This window comes from Microbacterium sp. NPDC091382 (assembly GCF_044757025.1).
In the GTDB taxonomy this organism is placed as follows: domain Bacteria; phylum Actinomycetota; class Actinomycetes; order Actinomycetales; family Microbacteriaceae; genus Microbacterium.
Window position 1 is genome coordinate 67,517 of the sequence record NZ_JBIVUD010000003.1, and the last position, 23,457, is coordinate 90,973.

Sequence of the window (23,457 nt, forward strand, 5' to 3'; positions counted from 1 at the left end):
TGAGGTCATGACGATCGCGATGACCTTCGACGAGCGGTACCGCGCGATCGATGCGCGCGACGCCCGCTTCGACGGTCAGTTCGTCACCGCTGTGCACTCGACCGGGATCTACTGTCGCCCGAGCTGCCCGGCGCGGACGCCGAAGGCCGCCAATGTGAGCTTCTTCCCGACGAGCGCCGCTGCGCACGAGGCCGGCTTCCGGGCGTGCAAGCGGTGCCTGCCGGAAGCGACACCCGGGTCTCCGCAGTGGAATCTTCGCGGCGACGTCGCGGGGCGAGCGATGCGACTCATCGCGGACGGCGTGGTCGACCGCGAGGGGGTCCCCGGGTTGGCCGGACGACTCGGGTACTCGGACCGCCATCTCACCCGTCTGCTGACCGCCGAACTCGGCGCCGGGCCCCTCGCCCTCGCACGTGCGCACCGTGCGCACACGGCGCGCACTCTCCTCGTCGACACCGACCTGCCCATGCCCGATGTCGCCTTCGCGGCGGGATTCGGCAGCCTCCGTCAATTCAACGACACGGTGACCGAGGTCTTCGCCCTCCCGCCGACGGAGCTGCGAGCACGTCGCCGCGGCACGTCGGCGACGCCGGGGCGCCTCGACCTCGTCCTCCCCGTCCGCGAGCCGTTCGACGAGGTGGGGCTGTTCGGGTGGATGCGCGCGCACGCCATCCCGGGCGTCGAGACCGGCGATGCGACATCCTTCGCGCGCACGATCCGTCTGGACGGCGGTCCCGCCTGGTTCGAGGTGAGACAGGATGCCGCGGGCCGGCTGCGCCTGCGCGCGGAGCTGACCTCGCTCCGCGACCTCGCCCCGCTCCTCTCACGGGTCCGTCGCCTGTTCGATCTCGATGCCGACCCGGCGGCCATCGATGCGGCGCTGTCGACGCATCCCGAACTGAGGGGACTCGTCACCCGCATCCCCGGCGTGAGACTGCCCGCAGCGATGGACGCCGACGAGATGCTCATCCGGGCGATGATCGGGCAGCAGATCAGCGTCGCGTCGGCGCGGACGGTCATGGGCCGATTGGCCGCCGCGCTCGGCGAACCCGTCGACTCGCCCTCCGGGCCCTCGTTCCTCTTTCCGACGCCCGCCGCCATCGCCGAGCGCGGGGGAGAGGTGCTCCGCGGGCCGGGCGCACGCATCCGCGCCATCGTGAACGCGGCGACCGCGCTCGCCGACGGCTCCCTGCGCCTGAGTCCAGGAGACGACACCGTCGAGCAGCGCGAGAGGCTGCTGGCACTCCCCGGAATCGGCCCCTGGACCGCGGACTACGTGAGGATGCGGGTTCTGGGCGACCCCGATGTCCTGCTTCCCGGTGACGTCGCCGCGCGAGCGGGAGCCGCGGCGGCCGGCATCCCCTCCGATGCCGCGGGGCTCACCGCGTGGTCGACACGGGTCGCGCCGTGGCGGAGCTACCTCATGGCGCACCTCTGGTACGCCGCCCCGGTCACGCAGGCCTGGCGCGTGCCCAGCCCCGATCCCTCACTCCGGAAGGACGACCGATGAGCGCGGTCCTGCAGACCCTCGACACCGCCGACGGCGCTTTCACGATCCTCGAGGAGGACGGTCGCGTCCTCGCGTCAGGATGGACCGCCGATGCCGACGCGATCCTGGCCAGGCTGCGGCCGGATCATCAGCCGGCGAGCGTCGCACCGGGTCGAGTTCGCGCCGCAGATGCCGTCGCCGCCTACTACGACGGCGACCTCACGGCGATCGACCTCGTGCCCGTGACCCAGGTCGGGACGGCCATGCAGGCCGCCGGCTGGGCTGCGCTCCGCCGCATCCCGGCGGGTCGGCCCCTCACCTACGCCGAGTTCGCGGTGCACCTCGGGTCGCCGGCTGCGGTCCGAGCCGCGGCATCCATCTGCGCGCGGAACGCCCCCGCTCTGTTCGTGCCGTGCCATCGCGTCCTGCGCACCGGGGGAGCCCTGGGCGGGTTCGCGTGGGGGCTCGACGTCAAGCGGAGACTGCTGGAGCGCGAGGCGACGATCTGACACGGATCTCGGGTAAACGCTTGCTTACAGCGAATCCCCAGGGATATCCTGGAGGGCTCCCGCGCGATGCGGGCGCCTCGTCCGGCCCCATCAAGGAGGAAGCCATGTCCCCGGAGATCGTCTACACGAAGTCCGCCGCCTTCCTCGTCGCCGGACGCCCCGTCCGTCGGGGATGACACCGAAGACCTGACCCGCGCGGAAGCTTCGCGCGCCCCTCTTCGTTCACCCTCGACGGGTCCCCGCGACCCAGATCGTCCGCGCCACGCTGCGCTCCTCGCCGCCCGGCATCCGCTCCTCACCTCTGCAGGATCATGACCTCCTCGACGCATCCCCGTCTGTCCACCGCCCGCTCCCTCGCGCGCCTGATCCCCTTCGCGAAGCCCGTGCTCCCGCGTCTCGGGCTCGGCGCTCTCAGCGCGCTCATCGCGAGCCTGCTGGGTCTGTCCATCCCGCTCGTCCTCGAGCAGATCGTCGGCACGAACGGCCCCATCGCGTCGGGCAACCCGTGGCTGATCGCCCTCGGCGGCGGCGCGGTGCTGCTGCTCGGCCTGCTCGAGGCGCTCATGGTCTGGGCCCGCCGCTGGTTCGTGCTCGCCCCCGCCACCGCCGTCGAATACGAGCTGCGCACCGACTTCTACGGTCGCCTTCAGCGCCTGCCGGTCGCCTTCCACGACCGCTGGCAGTCGGGGCAGCTGCTCAGCCGCATGATGCAGGACATCGGCCTGATCCGACGCTGGATGGCCTTCGGCGTCGTCCTGCTCGTCGTGAACATGATCACGATCGTGGTCGGCTCCGTCATCCTCTTCAGCTGGCACTGGCTGCTCGGCACGATCTTCGTCGTCGTCTCGGCGCCGCTGTGGATCGCGGGCTTCGTGTTCGAGAACCGGTACGGCATGCTGTCGCGGCAGAGCCAGGACCAGGCCGGCGACCTGGCGACGGCCGTCGAGGAATCGGTCCACGGCATCCGCGTCCTCAAGGCGTTCGGTCGCGGCAGCCACGCGCTGCGCAAGTTCACGCGCCAGGCCGAGACGCTGCGCGAGACCGAGATCAGCAAGGCCAAGGCCGTCGGCTGGATCTGGTTCTGGCTCGTGCTGCTTCCCGACATCGCCTTCGCGCTGTGCCTGGGCGCGGGCATCTACCTCGTCTCGGTCGGCGAGATCGACACGGCCGCCCTCATCGCGTTCTTCGCGATGGCGACGATCCTCCGCTGGCCGGTCGAGTCGATCGGGTTCCTGTTCTCGTTCCTCGTCGATGCGCGGACGGCGACGGACCGCATCTTCGAGGTCTTCGACGAGCAGAACACGATCGTCGACCCCGAGAACCCCGTCTCGATCGCGGAACCCCGCGGCGAGCTCGTCTTCGAGGGGGCGCGGTTCCGGTATCAGGATGCCGCGGCCACCGAGCGCGACCTGCTCGACGGCATCGACCTGGCGCTGCGTCCCGGCGAGACCATGGCTCTCGTGGGACTCACCGGCTCGGGCAAGACGACGCTGACGACACTGCCCGGACGCCTCTACGACGTGACCGGCGGCCGCGTACTGCTCGACGGCGTGGACGTCCGCGACCTGCCGCTGACGGAGCTCCGCCGCCACGTCGGCATGGCGTTCGAGGATGCGACGCTCTTCTCGCAGACCGTGCGCGAGAACGTCCTGCTCGGCCGCGAGGATCTCGATCCGCAGAGCGCCGAGGGTGAGCGCGTCCTCCGCGAAGCGCTGCAGGTCGCGCAGGCCGCGTTCGTCGACGACCTGCCTGACGGCGTCGACACGGTCATCGGCGAAGAGGGGCTCAGTCTCTCGGGTGGTCAGCGTCAGCGCCTCGCGCTCGCACGAGCCGTCGCCGCCCGTCCCGCCGTGCTCGTCCTCGACGACCCGCTGTCGGCGCTCGACGTCGACACCGAAGCGCTCGTCGAAGACGCCCTCCGCGTGGTGCTGGCCGAGACGACGGCGCTCGTCGTCGCGCACCGGCCGTCCACGGTCACGCTCGCCGACCGGGTGGCGCTCCTCGAAGAGGGCCGCGTCACCGCCGTCGGCACGCACTCCGAGCTCCTGCGCACCAGTGAGCACTACCGGCACGTCATCTCGAGTCTCGAGGACGAGCAGGAACGTCAGCACGAGAGGGAGGTGTCCCTGTGAGCACCGTCACGGGCACCAGCGGCGAAGACCGCTCCGATTACACCCGCGAGGAGAGCCGGCAGATCCGGCGTCGCTCGCTGCGACTGCTCGGGTCGCTCGTCACGCCGCTGAAGATGCAGCTCGTCCTCGCGGGGATCGTGCTGATCATCTCGACCGTCCTCCGCGTCGCCGGCCCCGCCCTCGTCGGCTGGGGCATCGCGAACGCGCTGCCGGCGGTCCAGAAGGAAGCCGACTGGATGCCGACGATCGTCGTCGTCATCATCTTCCTGATCACCGCGATCGGCGGCGCCGCCCTGATCGGCTGGTACGCCGTGGTCGTGGCGCGGCTGACGCAGGCGGTCATGCTGGACCTGCGCAAGCGGATCTTCCTGCACACGCAGAAGCTGAGCCTCGAGTTCCATGAGTCCTACACGTCGGGGCGCATCATCTCGCGTCAGACGAGCGACCTCGACACGATCCGCGAGCTGCTCGACGGCGGCCTGAACGAGCTCGTCTCGGGGCTGCTCTACGGCGGGTTCACCCTCGTCGCGTTGATCCTCCTCGATTGGCAGTCCGGCCTCGTGCTCGCCTTCATGGGGGTCCCGCTGTTCTTCCTCATGCGCTGGTTCTATCTGCGCTCGCAGGTCGTCTACCGCGAGTCGCGCGTCGTGAGCGCCAAGGTCATCGTGAAGTTCGTCGAGACGATGACGGGCGTCCGCGCCGTGAAGGCGTTCCGCAAGGAGCCGGCGAACGACCGCGAGTTCGGTGGCCTGGCGAGCGACTACCGCGACATCAACATGCGCTCCATCCGCCTGTTCGGCACCTTCGAGCCCGCGATGATGGCCCTGGCATCCTTCGCCCTTGCGGCGGTCCTGCTCTGGGGCGGTCTGCGCGTGGTGAGCGGAGCGCTCGAGCTCGGCTTCCTGCTCTCGGCGGTCCTGTACGTGCGGAACTTCTTCGCGCCGATGCAGGAGGTGGCGTTCTTCCTGAACTCCTACCAGTCCGCCACGGCTGCGCTCGAGAAGGTGTCGGGCGTCCTCGAGGAGTCCCCGACCGTCCCCGACCCGGTGCGGCCCGTCGACCTGCGCGAGGCCAGCGGGCACCTTCGCTTCGAGGACGTCACCTTCGGGTACTCCGAGACGAAGACGATCCTGCCGCACTTCCAGCTCGACATCCCCGCCGGGCAGACGATCGCCCTCGTCGGGACGACGGGTGCCGGCAAGTCGACGCTCGCCAAGTTGGTCGCGCGGTTCTACGACCCGACGAAGGGGGCGGTGACGCTCGACGGCGTCGACCTGCGGGAGCTGCACCCCAAGGACCTGCGCCGCGCGATCGTCATGGTCACGCAGGAGGCCTACCTGTTCAGCGGGACCGTTGCCGACAACATCGCGCTCGGCAAGCCCGACGCGACGATGGATGAGATCCGTGCGGCGGCACGGGCGGTGGGCGCAGACGGCTTCATCGAGAAGCTGCCGGACGGCTACAACACCGACGTGAACAAGCGCGGCGGTCGCGTGTCGGCGGGTCAGCGTCAGCTGATCTCGTTCGCACGCGCCTTCCTGGCCGACCCGGCGGTGCTGATCCTCGACGAGGCGACGGCGTCGCTCGACATCCCGAGCGAGCGGCAGATCCAGGAGGCCCTCGGCACCCTGCTCGCCGACCGCACGGCGATCATCATCGCGCACCGCCTGTCGACGGTGGCGATCGCCGACCGGGTGCTCGTGATGGAGCACGGCCGCATCATCGAGGACGACACCCCCGACGCGCTCATCGCGGGCACGGGCAAGTTCGCCCAGCTGCACCGCGCCTGGCGGGAGTCGCTCGTCTGAGCCGGCGCTGACCCGCTGACGGATGCCGGGGCCCGATGTCGGGGCCCCGGCATCCGTCGTTCGCGGACATGCGCCGGATTCGGATCGCGCGCCCGGATTCGGATGCTCGAACGCCTGACGGTCCGAATCCGAGGCGGATCTCCGAATCCGAGCGCGGGACGCCGCGGCCCGCTCAGCAATCCAGATGCGCACCCTGAGCGACGGCGCGCGCGATCGCGCGCTCTACCTCGTGCCAGCGGTGCAGCACCTCGGCGTACGTGAAGCACCACCAAGCGCTCACCGATCAGCGCGTCGACCGGGTGCCCGGCGACGACCTGCTGGAACCGCACCGCGACGCCGGCATTTCGCATCCTCACCGCGAAGATCGTCTCCAAGCCCGAGTCGTGCAGTCCCGTGATCTTTTCGCAGAGCTCTCGGGCGGATGCCGACCGCCATCGCACGCGCGTCAGATCGGCCGGTGTGAGGCGCTCGATGCGACAGGCCGATTCCCAGAGCACGGCGGCCGTCTCCGCCTCTGCGCACACCGCGATGTGATCGAGTGAGTCGTGCACGGACTCGATCAGAGCGGTTCTGCCGACGGGCACGAGGGGACGAGTCCAATGAATCACGTGGTCCGTGCGAGGTCGCTCGGCATGGGGAAGGACGTGCAGGTGGAGCCGGTCGTCGGCGGTGGGAGGCATCCACCATCCGCGACGACGCGCTGCTGAAAGACACGCCACCTTCGCCGTCGCGGACGCCGCGGCGCGGAGGTCGCCCGGGGCTGATGCCGTCGTGACCCAGTAGCGGCGGAGTCGCTGGAGCTCGCCGGTGGCACAGGCTCGTTGCGGTCCGCGGGGCGTCCCGCCGGCGGCCAGGATCACCGTCCGATGCACGATCCCGCCGCGCTGCTCGACCCAGGCGCCGTAGTCCATGTGACGAGCCTGCTGTCCGCCGGCATCCGCCCGTCGTCCACGCCCCGACCGGGGGACGGCCTCCACGCCGCGTCATCTGTGCAGGGGCGCAGCACACGCCGGCCCTCGGGGACGGATTCGGATCGCGCGCCCGGATCCGGATGCGCAGACGCCTGGCAGTCCGGATCCGAGCCGGATCTCCGAATCCGAGCGCGTCAGCCCGGGCAACCGCCGGGGTCAGACCGTGCCGGCGCGGTGCACGACGGCACCGAGCGGATGCCGCGGGTCGAGCCGCGCGAGCGCGACGGCGCCGTCGATGCCGACGCCTGCAGGGTCGACGAGCGTGAGATGCGCGTCCGCGTCGAGCGCCCGCGTGAACGCCGCCCGTAGCGGTGCGGAGGAGAAGACACCGCCGATCGCACAGACGGGCAGGTTCATCTCGTCGGTCCGCACCGCCGACGCGGCCGTCCGCACGCTGTGCGCCAGCTCATCGGCCGCGCGGGCGCAGATGTCGAGCGCGACCGCGTCTCCAGCCTCCGCGGCGGCGGCGACCTCGCGCGCCATCGACGCCACGACGCGCACCCGATCGTGATTCGCCTGCAGCTCCATGTAGGCCTGGGTGAGGTCGGGCCAGAGCCCGCGGGCGACATCCGTCAGCGTCGTCGCGGGACCGCGGCCGTCGAATGCGCGCATGACGGCGTCCAGGGCCTCGCGGCCGATCCAGTATCCGCTCCCGGCGTCTCCCATGATCCAGCCCCAGCCGTCGACCCGGGCGGTCGTCGCCCGACCCACGCCGAGCGTGACGACGCCGGTTCCCGAGGCCACCACGACGCCGGGCCGATCGCCGAGAGCCCCGAGGAACGACGTCGTCGAGTCGTGGGCGAGGACCACGCCCTGCACGCCGTCGCGCCGGATCAGGTCCAGCAGGGCCCCGGCATCGGCTTCGCGATCGGTGAGCCCGGACACACCCGCCGTGACGAGGTCGGGCGCGACCCCCGAACGAGCCGTCGCCTCGTGGACGACCTGCGCCAGCTGCGGCAGCAGTTCGATGCCGGTGTGGATGCCGCCGAACCCGAACTGCTCGCGACGCTCACCGGTCTCGATCCGTACCTTCATGCCGCTCTGGCCGGCGTCGATCGCGAGAACGGTGGCCCCGGTCATCGTGCGTCTCCCGTGCCGGAGCCGACCACCAGGTGATTCGCGGACCGGAGCACCCGGGGGTCGGCCAGCGCATCGGCCTCGAGCCGGACGTCGTCGGGGTGCTGCACGAGGATGCGTACCGTCTCGCCCGGGAGGAGCGTCAGCAGACCGTCCTCGGGCTGGGCCGACGGATGCGCCTTGTCGGCGAGCAGGCTCACGTCGCGGGCGAACCCGGCCGCGGTGATGCTCACTTCGGTCCCGCCGACGACGGCCCGCGTCGAGACGGAGAGTCCGGGGTCGCCGAGCGCCGAGTCGCGCGGTTCAGCGAAGTACCAGACCCCGCGCTCACTGCCGGCGTCGACGACGAGGACCTCACCGGCGGCATCGGTCGCCGCCGTGAGAGCGGCGCCCACCGGGACTGTGAGCGTGCTGCGCGGGTCGACCGTCACGTCGGTGGTCGTCTCGGCGAGCACGTCGCCGCCGAACGTCATCCGCCGCAGGTGCACCGCGGCGCGCCACGCCTCGTCGGTGTCGTTGCCGAGGACGGCGGCGAGGCCCGCGCCGCGCGGCTGCACGGTCAGAACGCGTGGTGCGAAGGCCCGCTTCAGTGCGTGATACAGCGGCTTCACCCGTTCTGCGCCATCGATCGCGGCCCACGACGTCACGGGCCAGCAGTCGTTGAGCTGCCACACGATCGCGCCCATCGTGTGCGGCGCCCACGACCGGAAGTGATCGAGTGCGGCTCCCACGGCGAGGGCCTGGTTCAGCTGCATCGCCCAGTGCCAGGTCTCCATGTCCGCGGGGACACGGAAATGGGGGAGCAGCCCGCTCGTCAGCTTCTTGTTGCCGTCGATCGCCTTCTGGTGGACGATCATGCCCGGCGACTCCGGGGTGAGCGGATCGTCGTCCACCGAGCCGGTCAGCGTCGTCCAGGCAGGCGGCGCTTGCCACCCGAACTCGGCAACGAAGCGCGGCGTGTGCTCGCGGTAGGTCGACCAGTCGCGGAAGTTCCACTGCGCCCAGAGGTGGACGCTGCCGCGCGTCTCGTCGTTCGGGTGCGGGCCGGTCTGTCGGCCGGACGCGGCATCCCATCCCGTCTCCGGGCTGAAGGGACTGCCCGGCGCATACGGCACGTGGGGAGCGAGCTCCGCGACGAGTGCGGGGAGAAGCTCGTAGTAGTACGTCGCACCCCAGCTCTTGCCGTCGAGGCTCAGCTTCCAGCCCCACTCCTCGAAGCCCCAGAGGTTCTCGTTGTTGCCGACGAGCTGGACGAGGGAGGCGTGCGAGGCGAGCCGCACGATGTTCTCGCGCGCCTCGGCCTCGATCTCGGAGCGCAGCGGTTCCTCCTCGGGATATGCCGCGCAGGCGAAGAGGAAGTCCTGCCAGACGAGCAGGCCCATCTCGTCGGCGAGCTCGTAGAAGTCGTCGGACTCGTACAAGCCGCCGCCCCAGACACGCACCAGGTTGACGTTCGCCTCGACGGCCTGCCGCAGGCGGCGTTCGTAACGGCCGCGGTCGACACGAACGGGGAGGGCGTCATCGGGGATCCAGTTGACCCCCTTCACGAAGACCGGACGCTCGTTGACGTGAAGCTCGTACGGGGTGCCGGCGGCATCCGGTTCGGTGTTCCATCGCACCGTCCGGAACCCGACGCGACGCGAGGTGGCGTCGATGGCGGCGCCGTCGTGTTCCAGCACGACCTCGACCGTGTAGAGCGGCTGATCCCCGTAGCCGACCGGCCACCAGCGCTCGACCTGGGGCAGCTCGACCTCGACGCGGCCCTCCCCGCCCTCGATCGTCGCCACGGCGCTGCCCTCGGCACCCGGCCCCCGCACGGACACGCGGACGGCGTCGGAGTGAGCACCGGCACCCGTCCCTTCCAGGACGACGTCGACGCCGACCCGTCCACCGTCACCGTGCGGCGTCGCGACCACACGCGCCTGCGCGAGGCGCGTCGTCGACCAGGAGTCGAGGTGGACGGGCTTCCAGATGCCGCTCGTGTAGGTCGCGATGCCCCAGTCCCAACCGAAGCTGCAGGCGGACTTGCGGATCGCCTCGTACGGCAGGGGGTAGGGTCGGGGTCGCGCTCCGAGATCGAGGCTCGCCCGGTTCGCGTACGGGACGGGCGCGCGGAAGGCCACCTCGAGGTCGTTGTCGCCGTCCCGCAGGAGCGCGCCCACGTCGTACCGGTAGGAGCGGTGCTGATTGGCGACCTCGCCGATGACCTCGCCGTTGAGGCGGATGGTCGCCACCGTGTCGAGCCCCTCGAAGACGAGATCATGCCGATCGTTGCCGTCGGGTGTCCACGCGAAGGTGGTCCGGTACGTCCAGTCCACGAGGCCGATCCATGCGAGCAGCGACTCGTTGTCACCGTGGAAGGGGTCGGGGATCAGACCTTCCTCGAGGAGGTCGACGTGGATGCTGCCCGGCACGGTGGCGGGGACGGTGAGCCCCCCGAGGGAATCGGGGAACGGTCCCGCGGTGGCGCGGACGGTCCAGGCGCTGTCGAGCGCGCGTCGTGAGAGGCGCACGATCAGACCCGCGCCGCCAGGAACTCGGCCTGTCGCAGCCACTGGTGCGCCTGACCGCCCTCGTGCTCGTTGAACGGGAAGACCTCGATCTCCTTGTCCGCTCCCGCCCACGCGTTGAACGCCGCGAAGACGGTCGATGGCGGGCAGATCGGGTCGAGCAGTGCGACGGAGAAGAGGGATGCCGCCTTCGCCCGCGCCGCGAAGCTCACCCCGTCGAAGTACGAGAGGGTCTCGAAGACCCGTTCCTCGGCACCCCGGTGGACGGCGAGGTAGCGGGCGACCTCCTCGTAGGGGTCGCGCCCCGTCATGCCCACGGCGCGCTCGAAGTGGCAGAGGAACGGCACGTCGGGCATCGCCGCGACGAGGTCGTCGCTGAGGGCTGCGGCGGCGATCGCGATGCCGCCGCCCTGACTCCCGCCGGAGACGGCGACGCGGGCGGCATCCACCTCGGGAAGGGAGCGCACCGCGTCGATCGCCCGCACCGCGTCGGTGAAGACGCGTCGGTAGTAGTAGGTCTCGGGGTCGTCGATGCCACGAGTCATGAATCCCGGGAACGCGGGACCGGCGCCGTGCGGATCGGGGGTCGCGCCGCCGGAGCCCCAGGCGCTTCCCTGCCCGCGGGTGTCCATGAAGAAGTGCGCGTACCCGGATGCCGCCCACCCGAGGCGCTCGAACGGGAGCCCGCGACCGCCGCCGTATCCGTTGAACTCGACGACGGCCGGCAACGCGCCCTCGCGCTGAGCCGGGAGCAGCAGCCATCCCTTCACGGGGTCGCCCGCGAAGCCGGGGAAGGTCACGTCGAACGCGTCGATGCCGCGGAGAGGGGTCTCGACGGGGGTGGCGGCGGGGGCGCCGCCGGCCTCTCGCGCACCGGCGATGGTGCTCGTCCAGAAGTCGTCGAAGTCCGCCGGGACGCGGATCTCGGGGCGGTAGTCGCGGAGGTCGGGCAGAGGCAGATCGAAGCGCGGCATTGGCTCACACTAGCGGTCGGGGGTCACCGCCGGAGATATCTCGACATCGAGAGAAACCGAGGTGGTGCGATACGCTGAGGGGCATCCGCGACGCCCTTTTCCTGGAGACGACACGTGCCTGATTCCACCATCATCTACACCTACACCGACGAGGCCCCCGCGCTGGCGACGGCGTCCTTCCTGCCGATCGTCGAGGCCTTCGCAGGCAAGGCGGGCGTCCGCATCGACACGCGCGACATCTCGCTCGCCGGCCGCATCCTCGCCCTCTTCCCCGAGAAGCTCACCGCCGAGCAGCAGGTCGGCGACGCGCTCGCCGAGCTCGGGGCCCTCGCGACCCGGCCCGAGGCCAACATCATCAAGCTGCCGAACATCTCGGCATCCATCCCGCAGCTCAAGGCCGCGATCGCCGAGCTGCAGGCCGCAGGCTACGACGTCCCGAACTACCCGGACGAGCCGAAGGATGCCGCCGAGAAGGACGTCCGCGCCCGCTACGACCGCGTCAAGGGATCGGCGGTCAACCCCGTCCTGCGCGAGGGCAACAGCGACCGTCGCGCTCCTCTCTCGGTGAAGAACTACGCCCGCAAGCACCCGCACCGCAACAAGGCGTTCGCCGACGGCAGCAAGACCCGCGTCGCGACCCTCGGCCACGACGACTTCAAATCCAACGAGACCTCGACGGTCCTCGAGGGCGACGACGTCCTGTCGATCCGCTTCACGGGCGAAGACGGTACCGCGACGGAACTGAAGTCCGGTCTGAAGGTCCTCGCCGGTGAGGTCGTCGACGCGACGTTCCTCTCGGCGACCGCGCTCGACGCATTCCTCGCCGACACCGTCGCGCAGGCGCAGGCGGAGGACGTGCTCTACTCGGTGCACCTCAAGGCAACCATGATGAAGGTCAGCGACCCGATCATCTTCGGCCACGTCGTCCGCGCCTTCTTCGCCGACGTGTTCTCGCGCTTCGGCGACACGCTCGCCGCCGCGGGTCTCACCCCCAACGACGGTCTGGGCGCGATCCTCGCGGGTCTCGGCCGCGTCGAGGGCGGCGACGAGATCCGCGCGGCGTTCGACGCAGCGATCGCCGCGGGCCCGCGCCTGTCCTACGTCAACTCGGACAAGGGCATCACGAACCTGCACGTCCCCTCCGACGTGATCGTCGACGCCTCGATGCCCGCGCTGATCCGCAACGGCGGCAAGCTCTGGGGCGCCGACGGCGGCGAGGCAGACACCATCGCCGTGATCCCGGACTCCTCCTACGCAGGCGTGTACCAGGCGACGATCGACGACGTGATCGCGAACGGTCCGCTGGACCCGGCCACGATCGGCTCCGTCCCCAACGTCGGCCTCATGGCGCAGGCCGCCGAGGAGTACGGCTCGCACGACAAGACGTTCGAGATCTCGGCCGCAGGCACCGTCGAGGTCGTGACGTCCGCGGGCGAGGTGCTGCTCTCGCACGCCGTCCAGCCCGGTGACATCTGGCGCGCGACCCAGACGAAGGACGTCGCGATCCGCGATTGGGTGAAGCTCGCCGTGACCCGTGCCCGCGCGACCGGCGACCCGGCCGTGTTCTGGCTCGACGAGAACCGCGCCCACGACGCGAACCTCATCGCGAAGGTGAAGACCTACCTCGCCGATCACGACACCGAGGGCCTCACCATCGAGATCCTCGCTCCCGCCGAGGCGACCCGGTACTCGCTCGAGCGCATCCGCCGCGGCGAGGACACCATCTCGGTCACCGGCAACGTGCTCCGCGACTACCTGACCGACCTGTTCCCGATCCTCGAGGTCGGCACGAGCGCCAAGATGCTCTCGATCGTGCCGCTGCTCGCCGGCGGCGGGCTGTTCGAGACCGGTGCGGGCGGCTCGGCTCCGAAGCACGTGCAGCAGCTCGTCGAGGAGAACTACCTCCGCTGGGACTCGCTCGGCGAGTTCTTCGCGCTGGCGGCATCCTTCGAGCACCTCGCGGACTACACCGGCAACGCGCACGCCAAGGTCCTCGCCGACACGCTGGACGCCGCCACCGGCACGTTCCTCGAGGAGAACAAGTCCCCGGGCCGTGCTCTCGGCACCATCGACAACCGCGGCAGCCACTTCTACCTGGCGACGTACTGGGCGCAGGAGCTCGCCCGTCAGAGCACCGACGCCGAGCTGGCGGCGGCGTTCGCCCCCGTCGCCGAGGCGCTCACCTCGAACGAGGAGACGATCGTCGCCGAGCTGGTCGCGGTGCAGGGCTCGCCTGCCGAGATCGGCGGCTACTACCGTCCCGACCCGGCACTGGTCGAGAAGGTCATGCGCCCGTCGGCCACGCTGAACGGCATCATCGACGGACTCTGATCCGACGCACGGATGCCCCGGCCGCGAGAGCGGGCCGGGGCATCCGTGCGTTCGGGGAGCGTCAGAGGCGGATCTGCGCGACGACCTCGCCGTACTCGGTCTCGTCGACGGGGGTGAAGCCGACGCGACGGAAGAAGGCGTCCGGGCCGCCCTCGCCGGCTTCGTAGATGACGTTGACGTGGTCGAAGCCGCGAGCGCGTGCCTCATCGACGAGCTGATCGACGGCGTAGCGACCGATGCCTCGGCCCTGATCGTCGGCATCCACGTTGATCCGCCACAGCACCGAGCGGAAATGCTCGTGCGGGGCATCCTCATCGAAACCGGCGCTCACGAAGCCGACGACCTCGTCGCCGTCGAGGATCACCCGCTGCCACGAGGTGGCGGGATCGACGACGGTCGCCGCGATCGCGTAACTCTCGGGCGCGATGAAGCGTTCCTGGCCCGGCTTGAGCGAGAGGGTGTTCACGGCGACGATCGTCGACGCCGACAGTTCTTCCACGCGGAGGTCAGCCATGAGCACAGGCTAACCGCGATCGGTGTCCCGCGCACAGCACGGATGCCGATGCTCCCGAATGTGTCAGGCGTGAATCCAGACGTCTCCGCCGTCGGGCATCCAGTCGTACAGCTTCTTGGCCAGGGCGGGCGGCATGTTGACGCAGCCGGCGCTCATCTGGTGACCGAAGTTGTTGTGCCAGTAGGCGCCGTGGAAGGCCTGGTTGCCGTTGAAGTACATCACCCAGGGGACGTCGGGCTGCGTGTACTTCGATCCCGTGTCGCGGGAGGTGCCCTTCATGTCCTGAAGGGGCGTGCGCCAGCCGATGGAGTAGTGGCCCTGATAGGTGATCGCGCCGTCGCGCCCGCTCGAGATGAGCCAGGTGTCGACGACCTTGCCGTTCTCCTTCAAGTAGAGGCGCTGCTCTCCCAGGTCGACCTCCGCCAGGCGGACCGTGCTGACGGTTCCACGCGGGGTCACGTCGGCTGTCAGATCGTACGAGGCGTCGCCGCCGGCGAGCTGATCCGCGAAGTCGCGCGCCACCCCGGACGTGTCGCCCAGCACTCGTCCGTCCTGCCCTTCGACGAGGGTGGTGAGCACCGTACCCGCCTCGTTGGAGAGGACGGCGGCGTCGACGGGGTCCTGGTTGACCTGGTCGGGAAGGCCGTCGACGGCGGTCTGGATCGCCGCGGCATCCACCGTGAACGAGAACGCTCCGGACTCGTCCGTCGTCACATCCAGCCAGGAGGCGAGCGTGCCGGCCGACACGGGGACGGCGCGGTCGTCGCCCACGTAGAAGCCCGCCTCGGCGATCATGTCGTTGAGACTGGACGCCGTGGCCTGAGCCGCCTCCGTCGTGACCACGGAGGCGACGGGCTCGGGCGTGGGATCCACTGTCGCCGTCGCCGCTCCGGAACTCAGCGCGGACTCGAGGGCGCTGCGCACCGCGTCGAGCGAGACGCCCGTGCCGTCGGCGGCGGGGGTCACGGTGTAGGCGCCGTCCTGGAACGCGACGGCCGCGGGGGTCGGGTCGGCGTAGGCGTCGGGCAGCGCCGCGCGCAGCGCGTTCGCGGCGCGCTCGGCATCGAGGGTCACCTCGGGATCCCCGTACTCGGCGAACCACGCCGTGACGTTCCACATGGGGCTGCCGGCGAATGCGGCATCGGCCAGAGCCGAGGCATCCACCGATGCGCCGAGGTCGGCGGCCGAGACCGTGGGGCCGCCCTCGCCGAGCGACACCTCGATGGTGGCGAGGCGGCTTGCGATCGAGTCCGCGGCCGCCCCGGAGGTCTGGCCGCCCACCGGCACGCCGGCGGCGGTCGTGCCCGGCGCGATCAGGATGAGCGAGCAGACGGTCGCCGCGGCCACGACGGCCGCGACCGGAGCACCCACCTTCAGCCAGAGGCGGCGAGGCTTCCGGGGCGGGTCGGCGGGCGCCCAGCGCACGTCGACGGGTGCGCCGGAGGCGACGGTGTCGCCGGCGTCCTGGCGTGTGATGATCTCGGACATCCCTCTCCCCCGAGCTGCTGCCCGGCGTTCCGGAGGTCACGGGGATCCGGGGTCCGTCGCCAGGGCGTATGTCGCTTCACGAAAGGGTACGCGACCAGGGGTGCGTGCAGCTCACCCCGCGCACAGATCGTGATATTCCGAGACACCGGCACGAATGCGGTCGGTCGCATCGCCGAGGCCGGAGACGCCGTCGAGATCGCCGCCCGCGGCGGCGGCGGTCGCCGTGGCGAGGACATCGAATCCCGACCGCAGGTCGGCGACGATGGCGGCGACGTCGGGGTTGCGGACGGAGGGCGCGAGCGTGGTCAGCTGTGCGCTCACGTCCGCCGTGGCGGTCGCAGCGGCGGACGGATCAGCGGCATCCGTCTCGGCGAATACCGCCATCGCGTCGCCCACGGTGTCTGCGACGGCCGTGCAGGCGGAAGCGACGGTCTGGTTCTCGCCCCGGGAGGGCTCGGGGGCGCACGCCGCGCCGAATACGGTCACCGAGCCGACGGCGAGCAGCGCGCCGACGATGCGGGCGGAGCGGGGTGCGGGCACGACGGGGCCTCCTCGGGTCGGAACCGTTCGAGCCTGCCACGGGTTCGCTGGGCGAACAGTGGACTCCTGCCCGGCACGGCGGATGACGCCGCCGGACCCCCGGGGCTATCGTGTGCCCATGCAACGCACAACGGTGTGGTCGTGGCTGCTCGGCGGGTTCCTGCTCATCGGGCAGGGGATCCTCGGCGTGCTCGCCGCGCTCGCCGTCGGCTCCGGCAATGCCGCCGCCGTCCCCTTTGAGCTGGGTGCCGCCGTGCTCACCGCCGCCGCCTGCCTCGTCTACGCGTTCGGACTGCGACCGGCGGAGAGCGTCGTCGCGCGCCGCCCTGCCGGGGTGGCGGTGCTCCTCGCGCTGGGGGCGTTCGTCCTCGTGCGCGCGGTCTGGTGGGCGGGGCCGACGGGCTACGCCGCGGGGGTCGGCGCCGAGCCGACCGCCGCTCTGGGAGCGATCGCCTCCTACGTCCTCGCGATCGGCGCGGCGATCGCGATTCTGCGCATCGGGGTCATCCCTCGCCCGTGGAGCTGGATCCCTCTCGCCGCGATCACTCTCGGTCTGGGGCTCGCGGTCGTCTTCGCGGCGGCCACCGTCCTGGCCCCCGGGATCGGGGGTCCGGTCGGCGTCCTCCCCGCCACGATCCCGGTCGTCGTCGGGATCGTGTCGATGGTGCTCGCACTCACGACGCGGCCGTCGCCGGGTCGCGCCTCGCGGACGCCGTCCGGTGCGGCCGTGCGTCACGGCTGAGAGGCGAACACCTTCCCCGGGTTGAGGATCCCTGTCGGATCGAAGACCGACTTGATCCCGCGCTGCAGCGACCACTGATCCTCACCGAGTTCGTCGGCGAGCCAGCGGCTCTTGAGGACGCCGATGCCGTGCTCTCCTGTGAGGGTCCCGCCGAGGGCGACGGCCGCGCGGAACAGCGCGTCGGCCGCCTGCCACACGCGGTCGGGCACCTCCTCGCCGTGGAAGACGAAATTGGGGTGGAGGTTGCCGTCGCCCGCGTGGCAGACGGTCGGGATGGTCACGTCGAACTCGGCTTCGATGCGAGCGATCTCATCGAACATCGCGGGGAGCGCGCTGCGCGGGACCGAGACGTCCTCGATGAGCGCCGTGCCGAGGCTCTCCATCGCCGGATGCATCGCCCGGCGTACGGCCCAGAGCTGCGCGGCCTCGACATCGTCAGCGGCGAGACGGACCGCGCCCCCGATCGAGGTCAGGATGTCGGCGATAGCCGCCTGCTCCTCAGCGGCAGCGACGCCATCGGTCTGCACCGTCAGCTGGGTCGCGCCGGGCGTGGGGGAGGGGAGGCCCAGGAGCGCGTGCGCGGCCGCCAGACTGACGGCATCCATCAGCTCCATGATCGCGGGCTGCGCGCCGGAAGCCGTCACGGCCGCGGCTCCCGCGGCGGCGGTGCGCACGTCGGGAAACTGCGCCGTCAGCGTGCGGGTCTCGCCGGGAACGAGCCGGCGGAGCTTGAGGGTGGCACCCACGACGATGCCGAGTGTTCCCTCCGACCCGATCATGAGCGCAGTGAGGTCGTACCCCGTCACGCCCTTCACGCTGCGGTGGCCGGTGGAGATGAGGCGGCCGTCGGCGAGGACGACGTCGAGGGCGAGGACGGCGTCGCGCACGACTCCGTACTTCGCGCACAGCAGTCCGCCCGCGCCGGTGGCGATGTTGCCACCGACGGTCGAGATCTCGCGGCTCGCGGGATCGGGCGCCCACCACAGGCCGTGCGGCGCGAGAGCGCGGCCGAGGTCCGCATTGAGGATGCCGGGTTCCACGACCGCGAGCAGGTCGTCGGGGCGGACCTCGATCACCCGGTTCATGCCCCGCACCGACAGGGCGATCTCGCCCGGGCCGGTGTTCGCGCCGCCGGCGAGCCCGGTTCCCGCCCCACGAGTCACGACGGGTGTGGCGGTCGCCGTGGCGATCCGCATCGTCGTCTGGACGTCGGAGACGGATGCCGCGTGCACGACCGCGAGCGGACGCCCCGCCGTCCGATGCCCGGACTTGTCCGCCCGGGCGGCTTCGAGGGCCGCCTCCGAGGTGTCGACGCGCTCACCGAGCGCGTCGCGGAGGAGCGCGGCGACGTCGGTCACGACAGGCGGCGGCGTCCTGCGAGAACGCCGACCACGATGGCGACCACTGCGAAGCCGAGGCCGATCCACGCCTGTCCCGCACTCCACCAGGCGATCGTCGCCGACAGGTAGATCAGCAGCTCTACGAGGCCCCGCACGAACGGGTGCACGCGGATGACCGCTCGCGGGGAGGCGAACAGGCCCCAGACGATCAGCGTCGCCAGCGGCGCGGCGATACCGAAGACGATGTTCCAGGGGAGCTCCCACGCCGTGAAGCCCCATATCGCGAGCGAGGCGACGGCGAACAGCGTGCACAGGAAGCTCAGGAGGTCGAGGGCCGACAGTCGCTCGGGCGCGGGCGCCTCCGGCGCGGCGGCAGCGGGTACGGTGGCGGCGGGTGCGGGCTCCGCGGGTCGTTCGGGCCGGACGTGGGGGAGCTCGGACATGCGTCGATTCTACGGCGGGCGCCGCGGCCCCCGGAGTGTAACGAGTTTGTTAAGACTGCTTGCAAATGCGATCGGACTCTTGCGGTGCGGCTATTCGTAAGGCTTACTAACAAACATGCCGACGCCGACCCGATCCACCGCCGTGTCCCGTTCCCGACGCGCCGCGGGCAAGATCCTTCCCGAGCACGCCCGCGCGCACAATCGGGCGTTGGTGCTCCAGTCGCTCTTCTCGGCGGGCGCGATGAGCCGTGCCGACCTCGCGCGCGAGACGGGACTCACGCGGGTCACCATCTCCGATCTCGTGGGGTCGCTCATCGACGACGGGTACGTCGTCGAACAGGGCGTGCGCGAGGCATCCGGTCCCGGCAAACCCGCGATCCTCGTCGACATCGCCCGGGAGGGTCACCGGATCGTCGGATTGGACCTGTCCGGGAGTGAGAGCTTCCTCGGTGCGGTGCTCACCCTCGACGGCGAGATCGTCGCCCGGCACAGCGTCCCCGTCCCCGCTCGTCAGGACGACGTCCTCGGCGCGATCATCGACCTGGCGCGCACCGTCGTGTCGGACGCACACGCCCCCGTCCTGGGCCTGGGTGTCGGGACACCCGGTGTCGTCGACGATCGCGGCGTCGTCCTCGCCGCGCCCGGATTCGGCTGGGCGGACCTCGACCTCGCCGGAGCGCTCGAAGCGGAGATCGGCCTCCCCGTCCTCGTCGCCAACGACGCGAACGCCGCGGTCCTCGCCGAGCACACCTTCGGCGGAGCCGGCGACGACGTGATCCTCGTGCGCGTCGGTCGCGGTGTCGGTGCGGGACTGCTGACCGGGGGAGAGCCCCTCGCCGGCGCCCGATTCGCCGCCGGCGAGATCGGTCACGTCACCGTCGGCACGGACGGCGGCCCTGCCTGCGCCTGCGGCAAGATCGGCTGCCTCGAGGCCTGGCTCGCAGTCCCCGCCCTCACCGAGCGCCTCGCCGCCACCGACGACCCATACAGCGTCCTGCGTGACGCCGGCGAGCGGCTCGGCATCGCGCTCGCCCCGATCGTCGGCGCGCTCGACCTGTCGGAGATCGCGCTGTCCGGGCCCGCCGACCTCCTCGACGGAGCGCTCGCAGAGGCGGCGGCCGACACCGTCCGCACCCGCACCCTCGCCACGTTCCACGACGGACTCCAGGTGCGCATGTCGACCCACAGCGAGGACATCGTCCTGCGCGGTGCGGCCGTCATGGTCCTGTCCGGCCGCCTCGGAGTCTCCTGACCCGCACCACCCGCTTCACCCCGCATCACCCCTATCCGCGACGGCTCGACCGGGCCGCCGCATCCCACACAGTGAAGGAACCGCTATGAAGAAGACCCTCGGAGCACTGTCGCTCCTCGGCGCGTCGGCCCTCGTCCTGACCAGCTGCGCCGGCGGCGGCACGCCCACCGGCGGGAGCGCCGAGACCGGCGATCTGACCGTGTGGCTGGTCGGAACGGACACCCCGCAGGACGCGCGCGACTACCTGAAGAAGACGTTCGAGGACCAGAACGACGGCTGGACGCTCACGATCGAAGAGAAGACCTGGGCCGACACGACCGAGGGATACGTGGCGGCGCTCTCGTCGAACGACGCCCCCGACCTCGTCGAAGTCGGCAACACCCAGGCACCCGGGTTCATCGACCAGGGGCTGTTCGCCGACATCACCGACATCCGCGACGACCTCGGGGGAGATGACATGCTGCCCGCGTTCGTCGACAGCGCGACCCTCGACGGTGCCCTCTACGCCGCGCCGTACTACGCCGGCTCGCGCGTCGTCTTCTACTCGCCGGAGACCTACTCGGGCGAGCTTCCGACGACGCTGAGCGAATACGTCCAGGCCGGCATCGAGAACACGAGCGCCGGCAAATCCGGCATCTACGCGCCTGGCAAGGACTGGTACAACGCCCTGCCCTACGTGTGGGCCAACGGCGGCGAGATCGCGACGCTCGAGGGCGACCAGTGGGTCGGCGGGTTCTCGAGCGGAGGCGGCATCAAGGGTCTCGAGATGCTGCAGGACGTGTACGAGAATGCGACGATCGCGCCCGCTGACGCCGATGAGACCGACCCCCAGGTGCCGTTCTGCGCGGGCGAGGTCGGCTTCCTCTCGGCGCCGAGCTGGGTCCAGTGGTCGATCCTCGCGCCTGCCGACGCCGAGGCGCCGGGATGCCCCGACGAGGCGGGCAAGGAGCTGGCGGCCTACGCGCTTCCCGGCATGACCGAGGGCGAGGTCGCCCCCGTGTTCGCCGGCGGATCGAGCATCGCGATCGCGGCGAAGTCCGACGCCTCCGAGAAGTCCCAGGCCGCGCTCGAGATCATCCTCTCGGAGGGGTACCAGAAGATCCTCGCCGAGAACGGACTGATCCCGGCGCGCACCTCCTTCGCGCAGTACCTGCCCGAGGGGCAGATCACCGCCGAGGCGGCGAAGGCCGCGGCATCCTCCAAGGCGGTCCCCGCCAGCCCCAAGTGGGTCGAGGTCGAATCGGCGGGCATCATCAAGGACGCCCTCGTCAAGATCGCGCAGGGAGGCGACGTCACCGAGATCGCGACCGCCCTCGACGCTCAGATCGAATCGATCCTCAACTCCTGACCCGGCGGTGCAGGGGGCGATGGGCCCCCTGCACCGCTCCCCTACCGCGGAGACGATGATGTCCGGAACCCTCACGCGCCCCGCCCGTCCTCGGGCGCTGCGCGATCCTCTCGCCACGGGGTCGCGCGATCGCGACCGCCGCCGCAAGGACGGCGCGGCAGCCCTCACGCTCCTCGGGCCGTCGCTGGTCATCCTCGCGGTGATGGTCGGCTACCCGGCGGTCCTCATGGTCGTCCAGTCGTTCACGGATTACTCGATCCGCAACAAGGTGCAGGGGACCCTCCCGGACGTCGTCGGTTTCGAGAACTACGTCGAGGTGTTCACCGCGTCGGACTTCCCGGCCGTACTCGGGCGGAGCCTCGGCCTCATGCTCGTCATGACGGTGCTGATCGTGGGGCTCGGCGCGCTCGTCGCCGTGCTCATGACCCGCCTCGCCCGCGGTTGGCGACTGCTCGTGTCCATCGGGCTGCTCCTCGCCTGGGCGATGCCGCCCTTGGCCGCGACGACCGTCTGGGGGTGGATCTTCGACGCGCAGTACGGGCTCGTGAACTGGTTCCTGAACTCCGTCACGGGGTCCACGGACTTCACCAACCACTCCTGGCTGCTCGACCCCTGGTCGTTCTTCGCCGTCCTCGCGATCATCGTGGTGTGGCAGGGAGTCCCCTTCGCCGCGTTCACCCTCTACGCCGCGCTCGGTCAGGTGCCGGGCGAGGTGCTCGAAGCGGCGTCCCTCGACGGCGCGACGGGCCTCCAGCGCTTCCGGTTGGTGGTCTACCCGTATCTGCGCAACGTCGTCACCGTCGTCGTCGTGCTGCAGGTCATCTGGAACCTCCGCATCTTCACGCAGGTGTACACGCTGCAGCAGCGCGGCGGACTCGCCTCCGAGACGAACGTCCTCGGCACGTACATCTTCCGGCAGGGAGTGGGGGAGTTCGGTGTCACGAGCGCGATCGGCGTGCTGACGGTCATCCTGCTGCTCGCCCTCTCATGGGGATACGTCCGGACGACCCTCCAGGAGGAGGAGCTGTGAGCACGCAGATCACCCCCGCCGCGCAGCTGTCGACCGTCGGCGTCGACGAGGTCGCCGGGCCGGTCGGCGACGCCCGGACACCCCTGCCGGGCTCGCTCGCCGCCAGACGGCGACGTCGATGGCCCGCCGGCCGGGTCCTGCTGAACATCGCCGCGCTGATCGTCTTCGCATGCTCGGTGTTCCCGGTCTACTGGATGCTGAACATGTCGTTCACGAGCGGCGAGTCGATCATCAGCCGCACACCGAGCTTCGTGCCGCTGGATTTCACGCTGCGCAACTACGAGACCGCGTGGAACCGCCCGGCGGCGCCCGGCCAGACCGACTTCGTCCACGGGCTGATCAGCTCGGGCCTCGTCACCGTCGGCGTCCTCGTGGTCACCCTGCTCGTCGCCTTCCTCGCCTCGATCGCCGTCGCCCGCATCCGTTTCCGGGGGCGCCGCTCGTTCATCGTGTCGGTCCTCATCGTCCAGATGATCCCCGGTGAGGCGATGATGTTCACGATCTACGACATGATCGACGACTGGCGCCTCATGAACACGCTCGTCGGTCTCGGGATCGTGTACGTCGCCGCCGTCATCCCGTTCACGATCTGGACCCTCCGCGGCTTCGTCGCCGGAGTCCCGGTCGACCTCGAGGAGGCGGCGATGATCGACGGCTGCACGCGCTCGCAGGCCTTCTGGAAGGTCACCTTCCCCCTGCTCGCCCCCGGCCTCGTCGCGACCGGTGTCTTCGCCTTCATCCAGTCGTGGAACGAGTTCACGATGGCGCTGCTCCTGCTCCGCGGCCAGAACCTGACCCTCCCGCCCTGGCTGCTGTCGTTCCAGTCCGCGACGGAGGCGACGAACTGGGGCGCCGTGATGGCGGCATCCACCCTCATCTCGATCCCCGTCGTGGTGTTCTTCCTGATCGTCCAGGGGCGGATGTCGGGCGGGCTCGTCTCGGGCGCCGTGAAGGGCTGA

The 23,457-nt window shown here is 70.7% G+C and carries 18 protein-coding genes; 10 read left to right on the top strand and 8 right to left on the bottom strand.

The window, feature by feature from the left end; genetic code table 11:
* Positions 1-7 precede the first annotated feature (7 nt).
* The 4 genes from ACIQLK_RS11795 (at position 8) to ACIQLK_RS11810 (ending at position 5,938) form a co-directional block, all read left to right on the top strand.
* Positions 8-1,510 carry a DNA-3-methyladenine glycosylase 2 family protein gene (locus ACIQLK_RS11795; RefSeq protein ID WP_400364988.1) on the top strand — a complete coding sequence of 501 codons (1,503 nt, stop codon included), beginning with the start codon at positions 8-10 and terminating at the stop codon, positions 1,508-1,510.
* On the top strand, positions 1,507-1,998 hold the full coding sequence (locus ACIQLK_RS11800; protein ID WP_400364989.1) for a methylated-DNA--[protein]-cysteine S-methyltransferase: 492 nt from the start codon (positions 1,507-1,509) through the stop codon (positions 1,996-1,998). Before ACIQLK_RS11795 ends, ACIQLK_RS11800 begins: the two co-directional genes overlap by 4 nt.
* A gap of 311 nt (positions 1,999-2,309) precedes the next feature.
* Positions 2,310-4,130, top strand: coding sequence for an ABC transporter ATP-binding protein (locus ACIQLK_RS11805; RefSeq protein ID WP_400364990.1), 1,821 nt, complete (start codon positions 2,310-2,312; stop codon positions 4,128-4,130).
* Positions 4,127-5,938: an ABC transporter ATP-binding protein gene (locus ACIQLK_RS11810; RefSeq protein ID WP_400364991.1), complete on the top strand. Its 1,812-nt coding sequence runs from the start codon at positions 4,127-4,129 to the stop codon at positions 5,936-5,938. The genes ACIQLK_RS11805 and ACIQLK_RS11810 overlap by 4 nt, the downstream gene beginning before the upstream one ends.
* Before the next feature lie 1,127 nt (positions 5,939-7,065).
* On the opposite strand, the gene ACIQLK_RS11815 is transcribed toward ACIQLK_RS11810, so the two are convergent.
* Genes ACIQLK_RS11815 through ACIQLK_RS11825 form a run of 3 tightly spaced genes read right to left on the bottom strand, consistent with a single transcriptional unit; the run spans position 7,066 to position 11,470 of the window.
* On the bottom strand, positions 7,066-7,989 hold the full coding sequence (locus ACIQLK_RS11815; RefSeq protein ID WP_400364992.1) for an N-acetylglucosamine kinase: 924 nt from the start codon (positions 7,987-7,989) through the stop codon (positions 7,066-7,068).
* Positions 7,986-10,502, bottom strand: a complete 2,517-nt coding sequence (locus ACIQLK_RS11820; RefSeq protein WP_400365570.1) for a glycosyl hydrolase 2 galactose-binding domain-containing protein — start codon at positions 10,500-10,502, stop codon at positions 7,986-7,988. Before ACIQLK_RS11820 ends, ACIQLK_RS11815 begins: the two co-directional genes overlap by 4 nt.
* On the bottom strand, positions 10,502-11,470 hold the full coding sequence (locus tag ACIQLK_RS11825) for an acetylxylan esterase (protein ID WP_400364993.1): 969 nt from the start codon (positions 11,468-11,470) through the stop codon (positions 10,502-10,504). The genes ACIQLK_RS11820 and ACIQLK_RS11825 overlap by 1 nt, the downstream gene beginning before the upstream one ends.
* Positions 11,471-11,584: 114 nt before the next feature.
* Here ACIQLK_RS11825 and ACIQLK_RS11830 point away from each other — a divergent pair, with 114 nt between their 5' ends.
* Positions 11,585-13,801, top strand: coding sequence for an NADP-dependent isocitrate dehydrogenase (locus ACIQLK_RS11830; protein ID WP_400364994.1), 2,217 nt, complete (start codon positions 11,585-11,587; stop codon positions 13,799-13,801).
* A 61-nt stretch (positions 13,802-13,862) separates the two neighbouring features.
* Here ACIQLK_RS11830 and ACIQLK_RS11835 read toward each other — a convergent pair whose 3' ends face one another.
* From ACIQLK_RS11835 to ACIQLK_RS11845, 3 genes are all read right to left on the bottom strand, one after another.
* Positions 13,863-14,315, bottom strand: a complete 453-nt coding sequence (locus ACIQLK_RS11835) for a GNAT family N-acetyltransferase (RefSeq protein WP_400364995.1) — start codon at positions 14,313-14,315, stop codon at positions 13,863-13,865.
* 63 nt (positions 14,316-14,378) lie between these two features.
* Complete coding sequence (locus ACIQLK_RS11840; protein ID WP_400364996.1) at positions 14,379-15,803, bottom strand: L,D-transpeptidase family protein; 1,425 nt, start codon at positions 15,801-15,803, stop codon at positions 14,379-14,381.
* Between the two features lie 111 nt (positions 15,804-15,914).
* A complete protein-coding gene (locus ACIQLK_RS11845; protein ID WP_400364997.1) occupies positions 15,915-16,343 on the bottom strand; it encodes a hypothetical protein in 429 nt (142 codons plus the stop codon).
* Between the two features lie 118 nt (positions 16,344-16,461).
* Here ACIQLK_RS11845 and ACIQLK_RS11850 point away from each other — a divergent pair, with 118 nt between their 5' ends.
* Positions 16,462-17,085, top strand: coding sequence for a hypothetical protein (locus ACIQLK_RS11850; protein WP_400364998.1), 624 nt, complete (start codon positions 16,462-16,464; stop codon positions 17,083-17,085).
* Here ACIQLK_RS11850 and ACIQLK_RS11855 read toward each other — a convergent pair.
* Together ACIQLK_RS11855 and ACIQLK_RS11860 are read right to left on the bottom strand one after the other, a co-directional pair.
* Complete coding sequence (locus ACIQLK_RS11855) at positions 17,076-18,443, bottom strand: FAD-binding oxidoreductase (RefSeq protein WP_400364999.1); 1,368 nt, start codon at positions 18,441-18,443, stop codon at positions 17,076-17,078. The two genes, ACIQLK_RS11850 and ACIQLK_RS11855, sit on opposite strands and share 10 nt — an antisense overlap.
* The gene (locus ACIQLK_RS11860; RefSeq protein WP_400365000.1) at positions 18,440-18,868 is read right to left on the bottom strand and encodes a YrdB family protein; all 429 of its coding nucleotides are present in this window, start codon (positions 18,866-18,868) and stop codon (positions 18,440-18,442) included. Before ACIQLK_RS11860 ends, ACIQLK_RS11855 begins: the two co-directional genes overlap by 4 nt.
* 115 nt (positions 18,869-18,983) lie before the next feature.
* On the opposite strand from ACIQLK_RS11860, the gene ACIQLK_RS11865 reads away from it, so the two are divergent.
* From ACIQLK_RS11865 to ACIQLK_RS11880, 4 genes are all read left to right on the top strand, one after another.
* Positions 18,984-20,120 carry an ROK family protein gene (locus ACIQLK_RS11865; RefSeq protein WP_400365001.1) on the top strand — a complete coding sequence of 379 codons (1,137 nt, stop codon included), beginning with the start codon at positions 18,984-18,986 and terminating at the stop codon, positions 20,118-20,120.
* A gap of 85 nt (positions 20,121-20,205) precedes the next feature.
* On the top strand, positions 20,206-21,468 hold the full coding sequence (locus ACIQLK_RS11870) for an extracellular solute-binding protein (RefSeq protein WP_400365002.1): 1,263 nt from the start codon (positions 20,206-20,208) through the stop codon (positions 21,466-21,468).
* Between the two features lie 58 nt (positions 21,469-21,526).
* A complete protein-coding gene (locus tag ACIQLK_RS11875; RefSeq protein ID WP_400365003.1) occupies positions 21,527-22,498 on the top strand; it encodes a carbohydrate ABC transporter permease in 972 nt (323 codons plus the stop codon).
* Positions 22,495-23,457, top strand: a complete 963-nt coding sequence (locus tag ACIQLK_RS11880; RefSeq protein WP_400365004.1) for a carbohydrate ABC transporter permease — start codon at positions 22,495-22,497, stop codon at positions 23,455-23,457. Before ACIQLK_RS11875 ends, ACIQLK_RS11880 begins: the two co-directional genes overlap by 4 nt.

What these genes read in the sequence shown, in the direction of transcription:
- ACIQLK_RS11795 (WP_400364988.1), top strand. Translation starts at nt 8, where the DNA reads ATGACGATCGCGATGACCTTCGACGAGCGGTACCGCGCGATCGATGCG.
- ACIQLK_RS11800 (WP_400364989.1), top strand. Translation starts at nt 1,507, where the DNA reads ATGAGCGCGGTCCTGCAGACCCTCGACACCGCCGACGGCGCTTTCACG.
- ACIQLK_RS11805 (WP_400364990.1), top strand. Translation starts at nt 2,310, where the DNA reads ATGACCTCCTCGACGCATCCCCGTCTGTCCACCGCCCGCTCCCTCGCG.
- ACIQLK_RS11815 (WP_400364992.1), bottom strand. Translation starts at nt 7,989, where the DNA reads ATGACCGGGGCCACCGTTCTCGCGATCGACGCCGGCCAGAGCGGCATG.
- ACIQLK_RS11825 (WP_400364993.1), bottom strand. Translation starts at nt 11,470, where the DNA reads ATGCCGCGCTTCGATCTGCCTCTGCCCGACCTCCGCGACTACCGCCCC.
- ACIQLK_RS11835 (WP_400364995.1), bottom strand. Translation starts at nt 14,315, where the DNA reads ATGGCTGACCTCCGCGTGGAAGAACTGTCGGCGTCGACGATCGTCGCC.
- ACIQLK_RS11840 (WP_400364996.1), bottom strand. Translation starts at nt 15,803, where the DNA reads ATGTCCGAGATCATCACACGCCAGGACGCCGGCGACACCGTCGCCTCC.
- ACIQLK_RS11850 (WP_400364998.1), top strand. Translation starts at nt 16,462, where the DNA reads ATGCAACGCACAACGGTGTGGTCGTGGCTGCTCGGCGGGTTCCTGCTC.
- ACIQLK_RS11860 (WP_400365000.1), bottom strand. Translation starts at nt 18,868, where the DNA reads ATGTCCGAGCTCCCCCACGTCCGGCCCGAACGACCCGCGGAGCCCGCA.
- ACIQLK_RS11865 (WP_400365001.1), top strand. Translation starts at nt 18,984, where the DNA reads ATGCCGACGCCGACCCGATCCACCGCCGTGTCCCGTTCCCGACGCGCC.
- ACIQLK_RS11870 (WP_400365002.1), top strand. Translation starts at nt 20,206, where the DNA reads ATGAAGAAGACCCTCGGAGCACTGTCGCTCCTCGGCGCGTCGGCCCTC.
- ACIQLK_RS11875 (WP_400365003.1), top strand. Translation starts at nt 21,527, where the DNA reads ATGTCCGGAACCCTCACGCGCCCCGCCCGTCCTCGGGCGCTGCGCGAT.